This is a genomic window from Kribbella sancticallisti (assembly GCF_039530625.1).
GTDB lineage: Bacteria > Actinomycetota > Actinomycetes > Propionibacteriales > Kribbellaceae > Kribbella > Kribbella sancticallisti.
The window spans coordinates 100,309-118,928 of record NZ_BAAAOS010000070.1 but is presented as its reverse complement, the minus strand read 5'-3'; the positions used below and the strand labels follow the sequence as shown (position 1 = coordinate 118,928).

Here is an 18,620-nt window from a genome sequence, read left to right as displayed (position 1 = left end):
GTGCTCTCCGGACGCGAAATCGTCGTCCTGCGCCGCAAGATCTGGATGGCGGGGAGCGGGTTCCTGGCCGTGATCGGTCTCGTGTCGGCGGTGCTCTTCATCAATTGGCTGACGGCTCTCGTGGTCTTCCTGATGCCCGCGTTCGTCGTCGGTTCGGTGTATTTGAGTGTCTTGTCGGTCAGCGAGCAGGTGACCAGGCGCCTGCTGGGCGAGGTCGTCCGCTGGGCGGTCAGAGCCGGTGCCGGCGTGCTCGCCATCAGCGGCTACGCAGCGTCCATCGGTCTGGCGACCCTTCCGCTCGTGGTCCTCATCGCCGCGACAGCGCCGCTCGCCCTGGCGGAGAACAGCAATCAAGAGCAGCATCCCCAGCCGTGGCTGCCCGTCGAGCCGGCGGGGCTCACCGATGCGGAGCTTTGTGCAGCCTGGCAACACAGTTCCGCGGCGTTGTCCGACACATCCGCACCGGAAAGCCGGCAGTTGCTCGCCGAGCTGCGCCGCAGGTACCTGGACGAGCTCGAACGCCGCCATCCACAGGTCTTCGCGAAGTGGCTACAGGCGATGCCGGCAGCAGGAGTCGATCTCGTTGACTATTACCTCCGTGAGAGTGGACAGGGCGAAGACTGAGCGCCTCACTAGCGGTCGAGCTGGAGGTTTCGCCAGGCGTGCCACGTCAGCGCCGCACCAACCGCCGGTACGGTGAGCGACAGGGCGAGCTGTGTTGCGGAGACCTCAGCGCCGCCGCTGATCGCCCACAGACCCGGAGCAGCGATCGGGAACCAGCCACCGGCACCCGAGACCACTGTCACCTGGGCGAGCACGACGAGACCGATCGCGGTGGCGACTCCGGTCAGAACCGACCGGCCGAGAGTGGCGGCCCACGCGGCCGGTACTGCGATCGCCCCGGTGAGCAAGGTGAGAACCAGTTGACGCAGCATCGCCGGTACTGCGCTCGCAGGGATGTCCCCGAGTCCGAAGACGAGGCCACTGATGATCAGCGTGACCAGCAGGGCAATCCCGACCGCCAGGCTCCAGCCGAGGTACACCGCCAGCTTGGCGGTGGCGATGGTGGAGCGGGACACCGGCAGGGCGAACAGACCGCTGATCGTGCCCTCGGCGAACTCGCGGCCGAACATCCAGCTGAGCACCGCGCCGTGCCCGATGAGACCGCCCGCCGCGGTGACCTGTGCGGCGAGGGTGAAGTAGCCGTTCCAGCCGCCCGGGTCCAGCAGCGGTCCGAGCTTGGCGGCGAGTTGAGGGTCGTCGGTGTCCGTTGCCAGCAGCATCGCCGAGCAGATCAGGCTGATGCCCAGGACCAGCAGGAGAGTTGTTGCCCTCGGCACCATTGCTCGAACGAACTTGCTGTACTCGGTCACCAGCGCGGCGTTCATCGTGTCGCCACCTCCGCTGCCGCTGCCGTCGCCTCGTCATCGGCGAGGACCAGGTCGAAGAACGACCGCTCGATGTCGGTCCCGTGCGGGTCAAGTGCCCCGATGATTCGGCCGGAGTTCACAACCGTGATGGTGTTCGCGATCCTGGCGACCTCGTCGAGATGGTGACTGCTGACGAGCACGGCGGCTCCGGCGGCCGCGCGGGCGAGCAGTGCTTGACGCAGGAGGATGACCCCGGACGGGTCGAGCGCGTTGGTCGGCTCGTCGAGGATGATCACCGACGGCCGGTGCTGCAGGGCCGATGCGAGACCCAGCCGCTGACGATTCCCCAGCGACAGCTTGCCGGCGCGGCGATCGGAGTACTCGGTCAGACGCAGTTCGGCGATGACGGCGCTGACCATCTCGTCGACCCGGTGAGCCGGTACGCCGTGCAACCGCGCACTGAGGCTCAGGTTTTGCCGGCACGTTAGCTCGCCATAGGCCAACGGATACTCGACCAGATGCCCAACGGCGGACCAGTCGGTCTGAGCAAGCGGTCTGCCGGCAATCCTGACGCTTCCCGCCGTCGGAGCGAGCATCCCAAGCATGAGCCGCAACAAAGTCGATTTCCCGGCCCCGTTGAGCCCGACCAGTGCATGAATCTCACCGGGGCCGACATGCAGCCCGACTCCCTTGACGCCCGCGCCGCCGGTAAAAGTCCGAATCAGTCCCTCGGCCTCGATCGCGTACTCAGCCATGCCGGTTCTCCAGCAGGTCGAGTGCGCTCTCGATGGCGTCACCGAGCCCGCCATCCTCGGTCAAACTCCACTCGAGGAGCGCCGCGTTGAGCGCCCCCATCACCGCCCCCGCGGCAACAGCGGCGTCCCGCCTCTCCGTACCGCCGGCCACCAAGGCCTCCGTGATGGCCTCCGTACTAGCGGCTGTTCCCGCGGCCAAACTGGAACGCAGAGACGGCGTCTGCGCCACAATCCGCAACCGAATCCTGACATCCTCACTGTCCGGCGCGGGAATCTCCCGCCAAGCCGCCCGCACGCCACGCGCCGCCCTGGCAACAGGGTCGACGCTTCTGGGCTGCTCGCGAATGGCCACTGCGATAGCCGGGTCATACGGATCGTCGACCAACAGGCTCGCCTTGCTCGGAAAGTGCCGAAACAACGTCATCTCGGTCACCCCGGCCTCAGCGGCGATCTCAGCCGTCCCCACCGCGTCGTACCCCCGCTCACCGAACAACCGCAACGCGGCCGTCAACAAACGGATCCGGGTCTGCTCAGCACGACTGCTCACAGAGCTAATGTTAGTCACTAACATTAGCTTCACGCAAGCCACTCGAGGTAAGTACGAGGGCCTGTCGACCCGGGCGCGGCCGGAGTATTCTCGACGCCGGGAGGCTTGCGGTGACACTCAGCGGATCACGGTCCGGATTGATCGGGCGGGGAGACGAGTGTCGGGCCCTCGACGGGCTCTTGGGGGGCGCCAAAGCGGGGCGCAGTGCCGCGCTGGTTCTGCGCGGCGAGGCGGGGATCGGGAAGACCGAACTGTTGAAGTACCTTCTCGAACGTTCGACCGGATGCCGCATCGTGAGGGCTGCCGGAGTCCAGTCCGAGATGGAGCTGTCCTACGCCGGCCTGCACCAGCTCTGTGTCCCACTGCTCACCGGTTTGGACCACCTCCCCGAGCCTCAACGAGACGCGCTCGCCACGGCGTTCGGTCTGCGTACGGGGACCGCGCCCGACCGCTTCCTCGTCGGCCTGGCCGCTCTGAGCCTCCTCGCGGACGCCGGCGGGAACCAGCCATTGGTCTGCCTCATCGACGACGCGCAGTGGATTGATCACGCATCGGCACTGACCTTCGAGTTCGTCGCCCGCCGGCTGCTCGCGGAATCGGTCCTGCTGGTCTTCGCCGTCCGCGAACCCACGCCGGACAAGACTCTCCCCGGCCTCCCCGAGCTGCCCGTCAAGGGGCTGCCTGAGCGCGACTCCCGAACGCTCCTCGACTCGGTCGTCACCGGTCCGCTCGACCAGCGGATGCGCGACCGCATCGTCGCCGAGTCACACGGCAACCCGCTGGCCCTGCTCGAGCTGCCCCGCGGCTGGACCGCGGCGGAGATGGCCGGCGGCTTCGGGCAACCGGAGGCGCGGCCGGTGTGGAGCCAGATCGAGTGGGGGTTCCTCCGCCGGGTCGAGTCGCTCCCGGCCGAGACTCGCCGCCTGATGTTCACCGCGGCCGCCGAGCCGGTCGGCGACGTGCGGTTGTTGCGGCGGGCGGCCGAGCGGCTCGGCATCGACGTGGACGCCGCCGCGTCCGACGCCGACGCCTCGGAACTGATGACGCTTGGTACCCAGGTGCGCTTCCGGCATCCGCTGGTGCGCTCGGCGGTGTACCGAGTGACCTCCCTGACGGACCGGCAGACGGCACATCGCGCGCTGGCGGAGTCGATCGACGCCGACGTCGATCCCGATCGCCGGGCGTGGCATCGTGCGCAAGCCGCGCCAGGCCCGGACGAGGCCGTCGCCGCGGAACTCGAGCGTTCGGCGGCGCGGGCCCAGGCTCGCGGCGGCATCGCGGCGATGGCCGCGTTCCTCGAGCGCGCGGCAGACCTGACGCAAGATCCGGCCCGCCGCTCGCAGCGCGCGGTGGAGGCTGCCCAAGCGAAATTCCAGGCCGGGGCGTTCGAGCCGGCGGCCGCTCTCCTCGCCACGGCGAAGGCCGGACTGCCCGACGAGCTCACGCGCGCGCGGATCGACGTACTGCATGCGGGGATCGCGTTCGCGCAGGGCCGTGGCAAGGAGGCCCCTCCGCTGCTGGTCGCTGCTGCCCGCCGACTCGAGCAGCTCGACGTGGGGCTCGCTCGTGACACCTACTTGGAAGCGGTCGCGGCGGTGATATTCGCCGGCCACCTCGCGCGCGACCCAGGGTGGCGGGAGGTGGGCGAGGCAGCGCGCGGGGCGCCGCCGCCGCAGCTTGTGCGCGCGACCGACCAGCTGCTGGATGCCCTTGCCGTGCGTCTCACGGACGGCTACGCGGCCTCGGTGCCGATGATCGAGCGAGTACTCACGGCGTTCTGTGACGAGGATGTCCCCATCCAGGAGTCGCTGCGCTGGCTCTTGCTTGCCGGGGTCATCGCGGCGGATCTGTGGGACCTCGAGCGATGGCACACGGTCGCGGCGCGTCACGTGGCGATCACTCGTGAGGCCGGCGCGCTCAGCGAGCTTCCCCTTGCACTCGACTCGAGCGCAGTCGTGCACGTCTTCGCCGGCGATCTGGCGGCGGCGTCGTCGGTCATCGAGGAGGTAAGAACAGTGAGCGCGGCGACCGGCAGCAACCAGCCGCCCTTCGGGGCTCTCGCCTTGGCTGCCGTCCGTGGCCGCGAGCGCGAGGCACGCACGCTGATCGACGCCACGCTCAGCGAGGCCGCGCTGCATGGCCAGGGGCTCGGAGTTACCGTCGCACATTGCCACCACGCGGTGCTCTGCAACGGCCTCGCGCAGTACGAGGATGCGGCGACCGCGGCCCAAGCGGCAGCCAGACACCAGCAGGAGTTCGGCGCGCCGCAATGGGCTTTGGCCGAGCTGGTCGAGGCCGCAGTACGTAGCGGCGCGTCCGAGCTGGCGTCCGGCGCGCTCGAGCAGCTCACGGAGGTGACACAGGCCAGCGGCACTGACTGGGCGCTAGGAGTCGAGGCGCGCTCGCGCGCACTCCTGAGCGAGGGCGCCGCCGCGGAGACCCTTTACCGTGAGGCGATCGAGCGACTCTCCCGAACCCGGGTCCGGGTAAACCTGGCGCGCGCGCACCTCTTGTACGGCGAGTGGCTGAGCCGCGAGAACCGCCGCGAGGACGCTCGTACGCCGCTGAGCGTCGCCCACGAGATGCTGAGCGAGATCGGTGCGGACGCGTTCGCCGAACGAGCGCGTCGCGAACTGCAGGCCACGGGAGCAAAGGTTCGCAAACGCGCCGCCGCGACGCACACGGCCCTCACCGCCCAGGAGGCGCAAATCGCCAGACTCGCCACCGACGGACTGACCAACCCGGAGATCGGCGCCCGCTTGTTCATCAGCCCACACACAGTCGACTGGCACCTCCGGAAGGTCTTCTCGAAACTCGGCATCACCTCCCGCAGAGAAATCCCCACCATCCTGCCCCAGGACACAGCAACCTCGGCCTAGCGTCGGCCGCCAGTCCAGATCCGTACAGCCGGAACTCCGCGCAGACGTGGCTGGGTTACCGACAACCGCACCGTGATCAGTCCTGCCGGTCAACGTCGGGAACTCAGGAGGGTGAGGAGCAGGCGCAGGGGTGGCCAGGTGGGGCGGCCGCGGCGGGTCAGGGCGTGGGCTCGCAAGCGGGGCTCGGGGTCAGGGAGGCGGCGCAGGGAGATGCCGGTGGTCTTGGGGTAGCTGCCCGGTAAAAGGGCGACGCCGAGGCCGGCGAGAATCATGTCCTGGACGAGGGAGAGGCTGTCCGCGCGCTGGGTGATGCGGGGCTCGAAGCCGGCCAGGGCTGCGAGAGTACGGACGACCTGCTCGTCTCCGGTGTTGCGGGAGTTCACGATCCAGTCGCGGTCGGCGAAGGCTCCAAGCACGTCGGCCGAGGTACCCGTCGTACGCCCAGATCGAGAAGGCACCGCGAGGCTCCACCTGCCCTGCCACAGCGGAGTCACCGACAGCGCGGGGTCGTGCGACGCGGGTGCCAGGTTGTAGTCGTAGCTCAACGCGAGGTCGTCCTAGGGTTCGGCCTGGCGACGGCAAGACCGCGCATTTGGTGCTCTTGGCAACGACTTGCGGAGTACGGGCAAACTCGAAGACCGGGCGTCAGACATCAAGCGCCTGAGATCGGGGGTGGAACGTCACTGGCCTGCGCGGCGGGAGCGCCACTCATCGAGAACACCGCAGTGACCGACAGGGTTCGTCTCCGGTGACCGAGGTAGTCTCCCTGGTCCCCGGCGTCGGGTCGGTCCAGACCGTGCGGGCGGGCTCACCGGCGCGGCTCCGTGGGACCTGGATCGTGCGGTGATGTCAGCTTCGCCCGGTGCCGCGACATCGCAGTATGGGCTGGGGCTGACGCGTCCCTGCCAGTGCGGCCGGTGTCGCTACCTGCTGTCTATCCCTGAGCCAGCCCGTCGGCTTCAAGGGCCAGGTAAAGGTCCACTCGGTCTTCGGTGCGGCCAGTGTCGCGTCCGGTGAGTTCGGTGATCTTGGCGAGCCTGTTGCGCAACGTGTTCACGTGAACGTAGAGCGCGGACGCAGTGGCGGCGTACTGGCCGTCGTACTGGAGGAAGGCCCGCAGGGTGGGCTCCAGTTCGGCATCGCGGCGACGGTCGTACTCGCGAAGCGGCTGCAACACGCCATCGGCGAAGCTGCGCAGGGTCTCGGTGTCTTGGAGGCCCAAGAGGAGCCGGTGAGTCCCCAGGTCCTTGAAGGACGCCACAGTCTGACCCTGTCGACGCCTGAGCACCTGACATGCCTCACGTGACTGGATCAGCGGCTGCCGTAGCGCTTGTGCTGTCGCTGCGGGTTCCCCCAGGCCGACTACCGCACGTCGGCCGGGGAACCGCTTCGCTATCGCTCGTAGCAGCGCCTCCGCGAGCTCGTGGTGCTGTTGGCGGGGCCGTTGCAGTACGGCCACAACGTCCTGGCTTCCCGCGGCTACCACCACCGCGAGGCTCTGGTCCAGGAAGAAGCCCGCCACCGCGTCGGACAATCCCGGCAGCGTCGACTCGTCACCGTCCGCGAAGGCTGTTGTCAGCAAGACGAGCTCACCGGTCGGGTCGACTCCGAAAGCCCGGAGCCGGTCCGGTATTTCCGCTGCGCGTTGTGTTCCCGACAGGATCATGTCGAGCAGTTCATGGGCGAATCGCAGCTCGATCGCCAGTACGGCCTGCTGCTTCGCCACTTCCAGGCTCAGGAACCGCGCCGACTGTTCCAGTGCCTCCTGCTCCTGGCGAGTCAGTTCGGAGACGGGCTTCAGGCAGAGGAGCGCGGCATCGGTATCTCCCACCGCGCCGACCAGGAACAGCGTGGCCCGACCCTCCTCACCGCCCAGGTCGACCTCCAGGGGCGGTGGATGCCGAGCCAGTCCCTCGGCGACCCGGCGTCTTTGCTCCTGCGACAGCTCCGCTCCCGCCGACGCCAGCGAACGAGCCATCCGGTCGACGACCACCAGCGGCAGATCGTGCTCTCTCTTCAGCACCGCCAGTACTCCGGACGCGCCGGCGCCGTGCGAGATCGCCGCGGCCAGGGCGTCACCACGTCTCACCATGCCGACCAGAGCATCTCGGCGCTGATCCGCATGCATCGCCGAAGCCGCCTGGGTGACCGCCGTAAAGGGCACCTCGACGGAGATCTCCAGCAGCGGCAGGCCCAACTGCTCACACGCGTCGATCAGGTCCGGCGGGGTTTCTGACGTCTGCTCCCGGAGGCCGAAGATGATGCCGACGGCACCGGCCCGGCGTACGTTCCGGGTGAAGTCGGCCGGGGTCGTCTCGTGCAGCCACAGCCCGTTCGTGAGCACGATCTCGCCCTCTCGCACGTACGGCGAGGGGTCGGGCAGTTCGGTGTTGTGCACCCAGAGCGCCTCGCGCGAAAGTTCCCCCGTGGGGCCGGCCACGAGCAGCTCGAGCTCCAGAGAGGAATCCTGCAGGAGTGCGGCAAGACTGAGCATGATGTGAACATATCCATGCCTCTGCGATTTCACTAGAGATTTATCCACTGACCTCGGAAAGGCCCGCCTGGTTTCCTAAGCCATCACCTTGGCCGTGTGTCGCAGGCCACAAGCCCCTGGAGTCGTCATGAGCAGCGCCGAAACCGAGGCAGTACCTTTCGATGCCCACGGTGTGGAGCCGATCCCGCCGTCTGGACGGGACTCCACGCCAAGGGAGCAGTTCTGGATCTGGGCCGGCGCGAACCTCGCACCGATCAACTGGGTGCTGGGCGCGCTCGGCATCACCCTGGGACTCAGCCTGCTGGAGACCCTGATCGTGATCGCGGCCGGGAACCTGGTCGGCTGCGCGGTCTTCGGCCTGTTCAACGTGATCGGCCACCGCACCGCCGTCAATCAGATGGTGCTCGGCCGGGCGCCGTTCGGTCGCCGGGGCGCCATCATCCCCGGCATCGTCCAGTGCGTGCTGACCATGGCCTGGGTGGGAGTGAACACGTGGGTCGTGCTCGACCTGGTGATGGCCATCCTCGCCAAGCTCGGTCTGCATGGTGGGCTTGCACTCGAGTACCTGGTCGCGGCGCTCATCATGGCGGCCCAGTTGGGTCTGGCACTCTACGGCTTCTACGCCATCCGCAGCTTTGAGAAGTACACCGTGCCGCTGACCGTCCTGGTGATGGCTGTGATGACCGTGCTGGCGCTCGGCCAGGCGGAACTCCACTGGACTGCCGCGACAGCTGTCAATCCGGGTGACAAGCTCACCGCTGTCACCCAGTTGATGACCGCGATCGGTGTCGGCTGGGGTCTCAGTTGGCTGCCCTACTCGGCCGACTACAGCCGTTTCGTCCGGCGCGAGGCGTCCAGCAAGTCGGTCTTCTGGAGTTCCGCGCTCGGGGTGTACGTGCCAACCGTCTGGCTGGCCGCACTCGGCGCCTGTCTCGCCAGCGCGGGCACCGGGAGTGATCCGTCCGCGCTGGTGATCAGCACCTTCGGCGTCATGGCTCTGCCGGTGCTCCTGCTGATCATGCACGGTCCGGTCGCCACGAACATCCTGAACCTCTACTCGTGCTCGCTCGCCGTCCTCTCCATCGGGATCAGGGTCGCTCGCTGGAAGGTGACGCTGGCGGCCGGCCTGGTGGCCTCAGGCGTGCTGCTGGTCTTCGTCCAGGCGGACAGCTTCGCGCATGCCTTCGACAACTGGATGGTGTCGATCCTGGTGTGGATCAGCCCCTGGGCGGCGATCGTCGGCGTCGACTACCTCATCCTCCGCCGCGGACACCTCGATGTTCCGAGCCTGTACGCCGCTACGTCGCCGTACGGGCTGTGGAACAAGGGGGCACTGGTGAGTCTGTTCCTCGGACTGGTCGCCGGGTGGTCCTGGCAGTACGGGCTGGTGTCTGCCATGCAGGGGCCGTTGGCAGTCGCGGCGAACAACACGGACTTCTCGTGGCTGTCGGGATCAGTGGTGGCCGGTGGTCTCTACTATCTGGTGGGACGGCGCAGCAGTTCTCTGCCGGTGGCAGCGCGCAGTCTGGAGAACCGTTGACCATCCGCATCCTCACCACGGGTGGAACCATCGCCTCAACGCCCAGGGGAGACGGCTCGGTCAGCGTCAGCGTCGGCGGTCTCGCCCTGGCCGGCATTGCCGACCTCCCGGAGCCCGTCACCGTCCGGGAACTGATGCGCCGTCACAGCTTCGCCCTTTCGCTGCCTGACCTCCTGCAACTCGTCACCCAGATTCTGGCCGAGGCCACCCGTCACGACGGCCTCGTCGTCACGCACGGCACGGACACACTCGAGGAGACCGCCTATCTGCTGGACCTGCTGACTCCGGAAGAGCAGCAGGTGCCGGTGGTCTTGACGGGAGCGCAGAGGCACGCGGGCGAGGTGGATTCGGACGGCCCGAGAAACGTCGCCGACGCGGTACTGGTTGCTTCTTCACCGGCGGCGCGCGGGCTCGGTCCACTGGTCGTGATGGACGGCCGGATCCACGCTGCACGCCAGGTGATCAAGGTCCACACGCTCGCCCCGGACGCGTTCGGTTCGTTCAGCGGCGGCCCGGTCGGCGAGGTACGGCGCGGGATCGTGCGTTTCTGGTCGACGCCGATCAGGCCACCCGGCTTTCACCTCGCCGGACTCCGCACACCACTGCCGCGCGTCGACATCATCACTTCGTACGTCGACGCCGACGGAGTCCAGCTGGCTGCCTGCCGTGCGGCCGGGGCTCGCGGGGTCGTTCTCGAGGCCCTCGGCGCCGGCAACCCCACGCCCGGGCTCCTGGACGAGGTCCGAGCCACCACCGCGGCCGGTCTCCCGGTCCTTGTCACCAGCCGCTGCACCGGTGGCCCGACCGCGGCCATCTACGGCGCGGGCGGGGGCGTCGACCTCGTCCGTACCGGCGCGCTCATGGCCGGCGCCCTTCCCGCCTCGAAGGCCCGCCTTCTCCTGTTGACCGCCCTGTCCGCGTCCGCACTGTCCCAGCTGCACGCCCACCTCGCCTGACGGGGGATGTACGTACTTCCAAAGCCCATCTGTCTACCGGGCAGCGGCGGTCAATTTGCTCGCGGCCAGCTGAGCCAGCGCGGCGGCCTGATCACCGAGTACTGCGTCATCGAAGCGAACCTCGCTCGAATGGTTGGACGGTCCGTCTTCGCCGACGTCATCGGGCCGTGCACCCAGCATGATGAAGGTCCCTGGCACTTCCTTCAGTACCAGCGAGAAGTCTTCCGAGCCCATCAGCGGATTCTCCAGTGGCAGGGACCGCTCGGCGCCGAACAGCTTCGCGAGCTCGCTGGTCGCCCCGGCAGTGCTGTCCACGTCGTTCACCGTCACCGGGTACTGCTTGCTGAAGTCGACATCGACCGTGCAGCCGTACGCCGAGGCGATTCCCTGGGCCAGTAGCGGCAGCTCCCGGGCCAGTTGGTCCCACGTCGCGTCCGAGAGGGTGCGGACGGAGGCGCCGAGGGTCGCGGTGTCAGGGATGACGTTGAGCGCCATCCCGGCGGCCAGTTGCGTCACCGTGATCACCACCGGATCGAAGACGTTCACCTTGCGGGTGGCATAGGTCTGCAGGGCCAGTACGAGCTCGGCGACGACCGGTACGGGATCGACCGTGGTGTGTGGCGCTGAGCCGTGCCCACCCTTGCCGCGGACGACGATGTGGAGCTGGTTGGAGCCGGCCATGATCGTTCCGGGCCGGGTCATGAACAGGCCCTTGGCTGCCTGGGACCAGACGTGGACGGCGTACGCGGCGACCGGCTTCTCGCCGCCGGCCTGCAGCAGACCCTCCTTGATCATCCGCCCGGCACCGCCCAGTCCTTCCTCGCCGGGCTGGAACATGAACAGGACGTTGCCGTGCAGCTCGCCGCGATGGTTACTGAGCAAGCGAGCAGCACCGACCAGTCCGGCGGTGTGCAGATCGTGGCCGCAGGCATGCATGCTGCCGTTCGTCGAGGCATATGCCAGGTCGGTCTTCTCGACAACCGGCAGCGCGTCCATGTCACCCCGCAGCAGCACGGTCGGCCCGGGATGCTCACCTCGGAGCACACCGACGATCGAGGTCAGCTCCCTGCCGATGGTGATCTCCAGCGGCAGCCCAGACAGTTCGTCGAGCACGATCGACTGAGTCTTCGGCAGGTCCAGCCCGAGCTCGGGGTTCTGGTGCAGCACGCGGCGTAAGGCGATGATGCCGGGAGCGATCGCGGCCCCTTCGTCGACGAAGTTCATCTGTTCTCCCCTCGAAGGCCTGCCGTGCCGGGCAATGTACTGCTCCAGAGCAGCGGGCCACCACCCACCGCGATCGACTTGCTGGTGCCGACCGGGCTAGGGAGACGGGCGATCAGCTGGAATCCGGATGTGACAGTCCAGCCACCGGTGTCGTCAGCGCCAACCATCCCGTGCTGGCCGCGGCCCCGGAAGACCTCCCGCGCCCTGCAGCCCGCGTCCGAAGAGCCCTCAGGCGTTCAGTTCAACCAGTGAACGGATGACTACGCCGGACCCTCCCATCACGAAGCCACCTTCGTCGGCCGGCCGCTGTGCCACAATCTCGCCCGTGGAGCAACGCCTCGGCACGGCGACCCTGCTCGATGGGACCGCGATCCGGTTCGCGGTCGTCGGCTCGGGTCCGTTCGCGCTCTACGTGCCGGGGTGGGTGTCCCATCTTGAGCTCGGTTGGGCGATACCCGCGGAGCGCCTGTTCTACGAGGGTCTCTCGAGCGGGCGCACGCTCGTCCGTTACGACCGTCCCGGGTGCGGGCTGTCGGAGGCGACGGACCGTTCCGACCTCGTCGAACTCGAACTGCAGGTCATCCGCGCGGTCGCCGCGGCGGCTGGCATGGACGCATTTGATCTGATCGGTGCCTCGTTGGGAGCACCGCTCGCGGCGAGATTCGCGGCTCGCCACCCCGAGTCGGTCAATCGGCTGGTGCTGTACGGCGGCTGGGTGCAGGGTGATGAGCTGGCGGCGCCGGCTGTTCGCCACCACGTGCTCGGGCTCGTCGATCAGCATTGGGGATTCGCTTCTGATGTCCTCACGGAGATCTTCGCGCCCGACGCCGACGCCGGTTTCCGCGCCACCTTCTCGACCTACCAACGTGAGTCAGCGTCCTCCGCGACGGCACGGCGGTTGCTCGCAACCTGCTACGAGATCGACGTGAGCGAGGATCTCGGCCGCATTCGTGCGCAGACCACGGTGATCCACCGTGCTGACGATCGCGCCGCGCCGCTCGCCGAGGGCAAGCGGTTGGCGGACGGGATCGCCGGCGCGACCCTGAAAGTGTTGCCGGGACGGACGCACGTGCCGTTCGCCGGCGATGCGGAGGGTCTCGTCAACGAGATTCGCGCCGGTCTCGGACTACCGAGGCTGCAGCGGACGGCGCGGCGCACCCTGACACCGCGGCAGGTGCAGGTCGCGGCGCTCGTGGCCCAAGGTCTGTCGAATCGTCAGATCGCCGAGGAGTTGGTCCTCACCGAGCGTTCGGCCGAGTCGCACGTGGAACGGATCAGGTTGCGCCTGGGTTTTCGCTCTCGGGCGCAGATAGCGGCGTGGTACGTCGCCTCGTACCCACAGGCTGATGTGCGGTATTTCCACGGCTGACTCGGCGCCTCTGGTGGCGTCAAGATGACGTCATGACGAGTTCGGTGGTCCACCGCGATGCGATCGACGGGTTCGACCCGCACCCCTTTCGCGGTCGGTTCAACTCGGTGTTCTTCGCGGTCATGGGCGGCTACATCAATCTGCACATGCACAAGCGGAAGAGGGCGGTGTTCGCCGGGCTACCTCAGACCGTGGTCGAGTTGGGGTCTGGTGTAGGCGCGAACCTGCGCTACCTGCCGACGGGGGCGCGACTGATCGCGATCGAGCCGAACCCGTTCATGCACGCCCGGCTCCGGCGTGCGGCGGCCAAGCGAGGAGTCGACCTCGAGATCCGCCAGGTCGTCGCTGAGCGTATCGACCTGCCGGACGCGAGTGCCGACGCCATCATCTCCAGCCTCGTCCTGTGCACCGTGGGGGACACGGCCGCGGTGTTCGCCGAGGTGCGGCGCGTACTGCGGCCGGGTGGACGGTTCAGCTTCGCCGAGCATGTCGTGGCGAGGAAACACACGCCAACGCGGTGGATGCAGCGTGCGCTGCGCCGGCCGTGGGCGTGGGCGTTCGAAGGCTGCTCCTGTGAGCGCGATCTGGCGAGCGCGATCGAGTCGGCGGGCTTCTCCAGTGTGGAAATCGAGCGGTACCGAATCCACTCGCTCTTCCTGCCGTTCAATACCCACATCGCCGGCACCGCCGTCGCGTGACCCATCAGTTGGGGCGGTGCTTGGTCGTCCCGCCAAGGACTGCCTCTCGCCGATGCGGACCGCAGAGTCGCTCGGGATTCCTTTGTTTTTTGGTGTTTGCGGCCAATCACTGTGATCGCGGTGTCACGGCTTGTGGTAACTCATGGGTAGGTGACTCGGCTAGGAACACTGGGATAGCGGTTGTCCGGCCGCTCGTCGGCGGACGGCTGCCGAGCCGGGATTGCCTGCAACGGTTGGTGGGTACGTCTGTCGAGGTGACCTCACCGACTCAGCAGCTTGCGCCCGCTCTGGACATCGACGCCCGCCTCACTGAGATCGAGCGCAGCTTGAACCTGCTGCTCAACACCACGCCGGTCAACGCAGCCGAGGCATGGGCGGACTTCGAACGGTGTGACTTCGGGACGGTCCCCACGCTCCGGCTCAGACCGCTGGAGTTCGAGCCGGACCTGGTGCGACGTGACCTCTACAGCCTCGAGGTCGAGAATGTCACCGACCCTGCGCTGCACACACTCTTGCGGGCGAAGCGGGACGAGATAGCCAGGCAGATCACCGTCCTGGAGGATCGCGACACCTCACGGTTCGTGTACGGGTCGCTGCAGCTGTACGGAGGGATCGCCCAGCCTCTCGCGTCCGCTGCGGAGGAGTTGCTGAGGATCATCCCAGCCCAAGCTCCGAGCACCCGAACCGTTACGGCCGGGGCGTTCGCGGAGGCGGCTCGTGCGGAGTTCGATCGATACCGTGCCGTGTATCCGGATTTCCCGGCGCACATCGCGGTGCGCGACGACATCTCCGAGTTGATGGTGTCGTTCGGGCGGCTGCTCATCCCCGAAACCGCCGTCTTCAGGGCAGACCGCGTCGAGCCCTTGCTGCATCACGAGGTCGGCACCCATGTCGTCACCTACCAGAACGGCGCCAGGCAACCCCTGACGCTGCTGACGATCGGACTGCCCGGCTACGACGAGACCCAGGAGGGCCTTGCCGTCCTCGCCGAGTACCTGACCGGCGGACTGGACCCGCGGCGACTCCGCGTGCTCGCGGCGAGGGTTGTTGCCATCGGCAAGATGCTCGACGGCGCCGACTTCCTCGAGATCTTCGAATCATTACGGGCAGACCATCGGATCCCGACGAAAACCGCTTGGACCATTGCCATCCGGGTCGTCGTCGGGGGCGGCAACGTGAAGGACGCGATCTACCTTCGCGGAATCACGCGCCTGCTCGAAGCCCTCGCGGAGGGCAGCAGCCTCGAGGTGCTCCTTGTCGGCAAGTTCGCGTTGGACCACATCCCGTTGATCCAGGACCTGCTCGACCGCGAGGTGCTCGAAGCACCGTGGGTCCGTCCACGCTGGCTCGACGTGCCCGGCGCCCAGGAGCGCCTCGACAGACTGCGCGCGGGCCTGGCGGTCACGGATCTGTACGAAGGAGAGGTGTCGGCATGAGGCTTGCCTTCTTCGTCAACGATGTAGCTACCGAGGTAGACGAGTACACGACTACGCGGCTGGCGAGGGCCGCGGTACAGGCAGGGCATGAGGTTTGGTACGTCGGGGTCGGCGATGTCGAGCTCGGGGAAAGTGATGGGCAGTTGGTGGCCCGGGCTCAGGCCGCCGAGTTCGGGAAGGACGACACGCTCGAGGCCTTCATGGAGCGCATCAAGGAGCGCGACGCCGAACGGCTCGTCATGGACGACCTCGATGCCTTGTTCCTGCGAAACGAATCGATCGACGATCTGCAGAAACGACCGTGGGCAAGTCCACTGGGTGTCGTCTTCGGCCAGATGCTCAAGGCTCGGGGCGTAACGGTGGTGAACGACCCGATGTCCCTCATCCGCGCAACGAGCAAGCTCTATCTGGAGGAGTTCCCCGAGAAGATCCGCCCGCGATCGCTGGTGACGCGCGACCCGCGAGCGATCGAGCGATTCGTTGGCGAGGTCGGCCACTCCGTCGTCAAGCCCCTGTACGGAGCCAAGGGCCGGAACGTGTTCATGATCGAGGACGAGGGCGAGGCGAACCTCGCGCAGATCACGGAGGCGGTACTGCAGGACGGCTACGCGGTCGTTCAAGAGTTCGTCGACGGCGGCGAGTACGGCGATGCCCGGATCTTCCTGCTCGAGGGACAGATCCTCGAGCGCGACGGGAAGCCGGCCGCTTTCCGGCGAGTGCCCACGGGCAACGACCCGCGGGCCAACATCAGCGCGGGCGGACGCTCGGTCCCGCTCGAGATCGGTGACGTGGAACTCGGCATCGTCGAAGCGATGACCGAGAAACTCGTGGCCGATGGCATGTACTTCGTCGGCATCGATGTGATCGGCGACAAGGTGGTGGAGATCAACGCGGAAAGCCCGGGCGGGATGCAGAGCGTCGAAAGGCTCTACGAGATCGACGTCTGCCCAACCGTCATCGAAACCCTGGAGCGCCGCACTGGCTCGAAGCCCTGATCCGCCGCGGTGTCCATGAAGCGGTCGCCACCGGCGTCAGGCAGGCCGTCATCGTCGGAGCATTGTGTTCCACCGAAGTCGGCGAGGCTCCTGCGGATTGTCGCCGCACCCTGCTGCGCTCGCTCAAGCGGCTCCGCCGACCTGAACGCCGTGATGGTCAGCAGGGTGTCAGCACCTCACGAAGTCCACAACTCAGGCGGGTGAGTGACGGGAACCGTCCCGTACGAAGGTCGCCTGCAGCATCGTGGCATAGCGCCATCCGTAGGATTCGCGGGACCAGCGCCGGTCGACGGTCAGCCGTTCGGTGAGGTCCCACGACATCAGGGCCCACAACATGTCGGCGGCGGTCGCTCGGGTCCACGGTTCAGCGAGTTGGTCCTCTTCATCCAGCCACTTGGCCAGCCGGCGGCAACTGGTCAGCCAGTTGGCCATGGTGAGCCGCCAGAGCTCAGCCGCATCCTCGTCGGCGTTGCGCGCCCGCTCGATCACGCGGCTGATGGTCAAGATCCTCGGATGTGATCGCGCGATGTGGTGAGCCCACTCGTCCAGTGCGCTGACAGCGTTCTCCTGTTCCCAGACGTTCGTCAGCGACGCGGCCAGGTCCTCGGCCTCGCCCAGGTGCCGGTACAGAGCGGCGAGCAGGTCGGATCGCGAAGGGAAGTGCAGGTACAGCGCGCGCGGTGAGACGCCGGCCCGCTCGGCGACCGCGGCGAGGGTCATCACGTCGAACCCCTCCTCCTCGATCAGGGATCGGGCGGCGTCGAGCAGAGCCTCCCGAGTACGTCGGCTGCGTGCGTTCCGCGGTACCGGGATCGGTGTGCTCATGGGGCTCTACGTTCCTTCCAGGTCTGCGTCTCAAGCGCGGCAACTGTGGAACCGACACTCCTCCCTTGAACTTTACTGCAGAGGCGCTGTAGTTTAAAAGTGCAGTCGCAGTGAAGTTTAGCGGAGGACCCGGGAGGATCCATGGACGACGACACGACAGCGGGAGTCCGCTTGCGGACCGAAGACAATCGCTGGTGGCTCGTGCTCGCGGTGGGGCTCGCGGTGTTCATGGCGATGTTGGACATGAGCATCGTGGGTATCGCGTTGCCCAGCATCCGGGCCGACTTCGACGCGTCTCCGGCCGCGGCCGAGTGGGTGCTCCTCGGGTACCTGCTTCCACTGCTCGGAGTGACGTTGCCGGTCGGCCCGTGGCTCGACCGGGTAGGCAAGCGGCCCGCCCTGGTCTTCTCCACCGCTGGATTCGTACTCGCCGGCGTGGCCGCGGGCCTTGCCCAGAACCTCGGCTGGTTGGTCGGTGCCCGGATCGCACAGGGCTTCTTCGGGGCGATCCTGTTCGCGCTCGGCCCTGCCTTGGCCGCTGTTGCGGTACGACCTGAGGCGCGGGGCCGTGCCCTGAGCGTGGTGGCGACTGTTGGCCCGTTGGGTGGCGTCAGCGGGCCGGTACTGGGTGGATTCCTGGTCGACAACCTTGGCTGGCCGTGGACGTTCTACCTGAATGTTCCCGTTGGCCTGGCCGTGATCTGCATCGGCCTCGCCCAACTCCCCGCCGACGGGCCACTGCGCCGGCCCGATCGACCGATGACCGCCGAGGTCGCAGTACTGAGTGCGGCGGCGCTCGCGCTGCTGGGTGGCTTGGCGCTCTCGGCCAGTCGAGGGCTCGGCTGGTTGGCGCTCACTCTTGCGAGTCTTCCGTTGCTGCACCTGTGGCTACGCATGCGCGCCAGCCAAAGCGTACGACGGTTGCTGCGGTTGCGTGGAGTGGGAGCACCTCACGTTGCGCTCGTGGGCCAGACTACCGCTGTCGGGATCCTGGTATTCCTGATCCCGTTCTACTTGCAGAACACGTTGGGGATGTCCGCTACGGCCGCTGGGGTCGCGATCCTGGCGTTCCCGTTGGCAACGTTGCTCCTGGCCCCTGTCGGTGGATTGCTGGCCGATGCGTGGAGCGGACGTCACACCGCGTTGTCGGGTATCGCCTTGTTCGTCATCGGCCTTCTCGCCACGTTTCCGCTGAACTCCGAGTGGGGCGCTGGTGACCTCGCCTGGAGGTTGGCGGTCATCGGCTCCGGTGCGGGGTTGTTCAGCGGACCCAACCAGTCAGCGGTGATGTCGTCGGCGCCTCAGGCGCTCCTGGCAACCACGGGGGCGACGACCAGCATGGCTCGGCAACTTGGCTTCTCGCTGGGGCCAGGCCTTGCCACCACGGTGTGGGCGCTGTCCGGCTACACCGCAGTCGGCATGCGCACAGCGATGGTCATAGCCGTCGTACTGGGTGTGCTCGCGCTGCTCTGCCTCTGCCGCGACGCATCGACCCTGCAGGTCCCGAACCAATCCACGTAACGCACTGAAGG

Annotated in this window: 16 protein-coding genes; 9 read left to right on the top strand and 7 right to left on the bottom strand. The window is 67.5% G+C overall.

The features are described from left to right. Positions 1-624 (top strand): hypothetical protein, encoded by a 624-nt coding sequence (locus tag ABD255_RS42925; RefSeq protein WP_344222642.1) that lies wholly within the window; start codon positions 1-3, stop codon positions 622-624. Between the two features lie 8 nt (positions 625-632). On the opposite strand, the gene ABD255_RS42920 is transcribed toward ABD255_RS42925, so the two are convergent. The 3 genes from ABD255_RS42920 to ABD255_RS42910 are packed head-to-tail and all read right to left on the bottom strand — an operon-like array spanning position 633 to position 2,672. After that, entirely contained in the window at positions 633-1,388 is a 756-nt protein-coding gene (locus tag ABD255_RS42920) for an ABC transporter permease (protein WP_344222641.1), read from the bottom strand. Beyond that, positions 1,385-2,125 (bottom strand): ABC transporter ATP-binding protein, encoded by a 741-nt coding sequence (locus ABD255_RS42915; protein ID WP_344222640.1) that lies wholly within the window; start codon positions 2,123-2,125, stop codon positions 1,385-1,387. Before ABD255_RS42915 ends, ABD255_RS42920 begins: the two co-directional genes overlap by 4 nt. Further along, the gene (locus tag ABD255_RS42910) at positions 2,118-2,672 is read right to left on the bottom strand and encodes a TetR/AcrR family transcriptional regulator (RefSeq protein ID WP_344222639.1); all 555 of its coding nucleotides are present in this window, start codon (positions 2,670-2,672) and stop codon (positions 2,118-2,120) included. The genes ABD255_RS42915 and ABD255_RS42910 overlap by 8 nt, the downstream gene beginning before the upstream one ends. Before the next feature lie 110 nt (positions 2,673-2,782). Between ABD255_RS42910 and ABD255_RS42905 the strand changes: the two genes are divergently transcribed. Then, complete coding sequence (locus ABD255_RS42905) at positions 2,783-5,551, top strand: helix-turn-helix transcriptional regulator (RefSeq protein WP_344222638.1); 2,769 nt, start codon at positions 2,783-2,785, stop codon at positions 5,549-5,551. Positions 5,552-5,640: 89 nt separating this feature from the next. Here the strand turns inward: ABD255_RS42905 and ABD255_RS42900 are convergent, their stop codons facing one another. Further along, positions 5,641-6,096 carry a LysR substrate-binding domain-containing protein gene (locus ABD255_RS42900; protein ID WP_344222637.1) on the bottom strand — a complete coding sequence of 152 codons (456 nt, stop codon included), beginning with the start codon at positions 6,094-6,096 and terminating at the stop codon, positions 5,641-5,643. 389 nt (positions 6,097-6,485) lie between these two features. Then, positions 6,486-8,045, bottom strand: coding sequence for a PucR family transcriptional regulator (locus ABD255_RS42895; RefSeq protein WP_344222636.1), 1,560 nt, complete (start codon positions 8,043-8,045; stop codon positions 6,486-6,488). A gap of 127 nt (positions 8,046-8,172) precedes the next feature. On the opposite strand from ABD255_RS42895, the gene ABD255_RS42890 reads away from it, so the two are divergent. Both ABD255_RS42890 and ABD255_RS42885 read left to right on the top strand, forming a co-directional pair. After that, positions 8,173-9,585 (top strand): purine-cytosine permease family protein, encoded by a 1,413-nt coding sequence (locus ABD255_RS42890; RefSeq protein WP_344222635.1) that lies wholly within the window; start codon positions 8,173-8,175, stop codon positions 9,583-9,585. Then, positions 9,582-10,541 (top strand): asparaginase, encoded by a 960-nt coding sequence (locus tag ABD255_RS42885; protein ID WP_344222634.1) that lies wholly within the window; start codon positions 9,582-9,584, stop codon positions 10,539-10,541. The genes ABD255_RS42890 and ABD255_RS42885 overlap by 4 nt, the downstream gene beginning before the upstream one ends. Before the next feature lie 33 nt (positions 10,542-10,574). Here the strand turns inward: ABD255_RS42885 and ABD255_RS42880 are convergent, their stop codons facing one another. Beyond that, positions 10,575-11,765 carry a M20 metallopeptidase family protein gene (locus ABD255_RS42880; protein ID WP_344222633.1) on the bottom strand — a complete coding sequence of 397 codons (1,191 nt, stop codon included), beginning with the start codon at positions 11,763-11,765 and terminating at the stop codon, positions 10,575-10,577. Between the two features lie 325 nt (positions 11,766-12,090). Between ABD255_RS42880 and ABD255_RS42875 the strand changes: the two genes are divergently transcribed. From ABD255_RS42875 to ABD255_RS42860, 4 genes are all read left to right on the top strand, one after another. Continuing rightward, a complete protein-coding gene (locus ABD255_RS42875) occupies positions 12,091-13,134 on the top strand; it encodes an alpha/beta fold hydrolase (protein ID WP_486336056.1) in 1,044 nt (347 codons plus the stop codon). A 32-nt stretch (positions 13,135-13,166) separates the two neighbouring features. Further along, positions 13,167-13,832 (top strand): class I SAM-dependent methyltransferase, encoded by a 666-nt coding sequence (locus tag ABD255_RS42870; protein ID WP_344222631.1) that lies wholly within the window; start codon positions 13,167-13,169, stop codon positions 13,830-13,832. Between the two features lie 254 nt (positions 13,833-14,086). Further along, a complete protein-coding gene (locus ABD255_RS42865; protein WP_344222630.1) occupies positions 14,087-15,268 on the top strand; it encodes a peptidase MATCAP family protein in 1,182 nt (393 codons plus the stop codon). Continuing rightward, complete coding sequence (locus tag ABD255_RS42860) at positions 15,265-16,263, top strand: ATP-grasp domain-containing protein (protein ID WP_344222629.1); 999 nt, start codon at positions 15,265-15,267, stop codon at positions 16,261-16,263. Before ABD255_RS42865 ends, ABD255_RS42860 begins: the two co-directional genes overlap by 4 nt. A 192-nt stretch (positions 16,264-16,455) precedes the next feature. On the opposite strand, the gene ABD255_RS42855 is transcribed toward ABD255_RS42860, so the two are convergent. Then, positions 16,456-17,088, bottom strand: coding sequence for a TetR/AcrR family transcriptional regulator (locus tag ABD255_RS42855; protein ID WP_344222628.1), 633 nt, complete (start codon positions 17,086-17,088; stop codon positions 16,456-16,458). A gap of 141 nt (positions 17,089-17,229) precedes the next feature. Between ABD255_RS42855 and ABD255_RS42850 the strand changes: the two genes are divergently transcribed. Then, positions 17,230-18,609, top strand: coding sequence for an MFS transporter (locus ABD255_RS42850; RefSeq protein ID WP_344222627.1), 1,380 nt, complete (start codon positions 17,230-17,232; stop codon positions 18,607-18,609). The last annotated feature ends 11 nt before the right edge of the window (positions 18,610-18,620 follow it).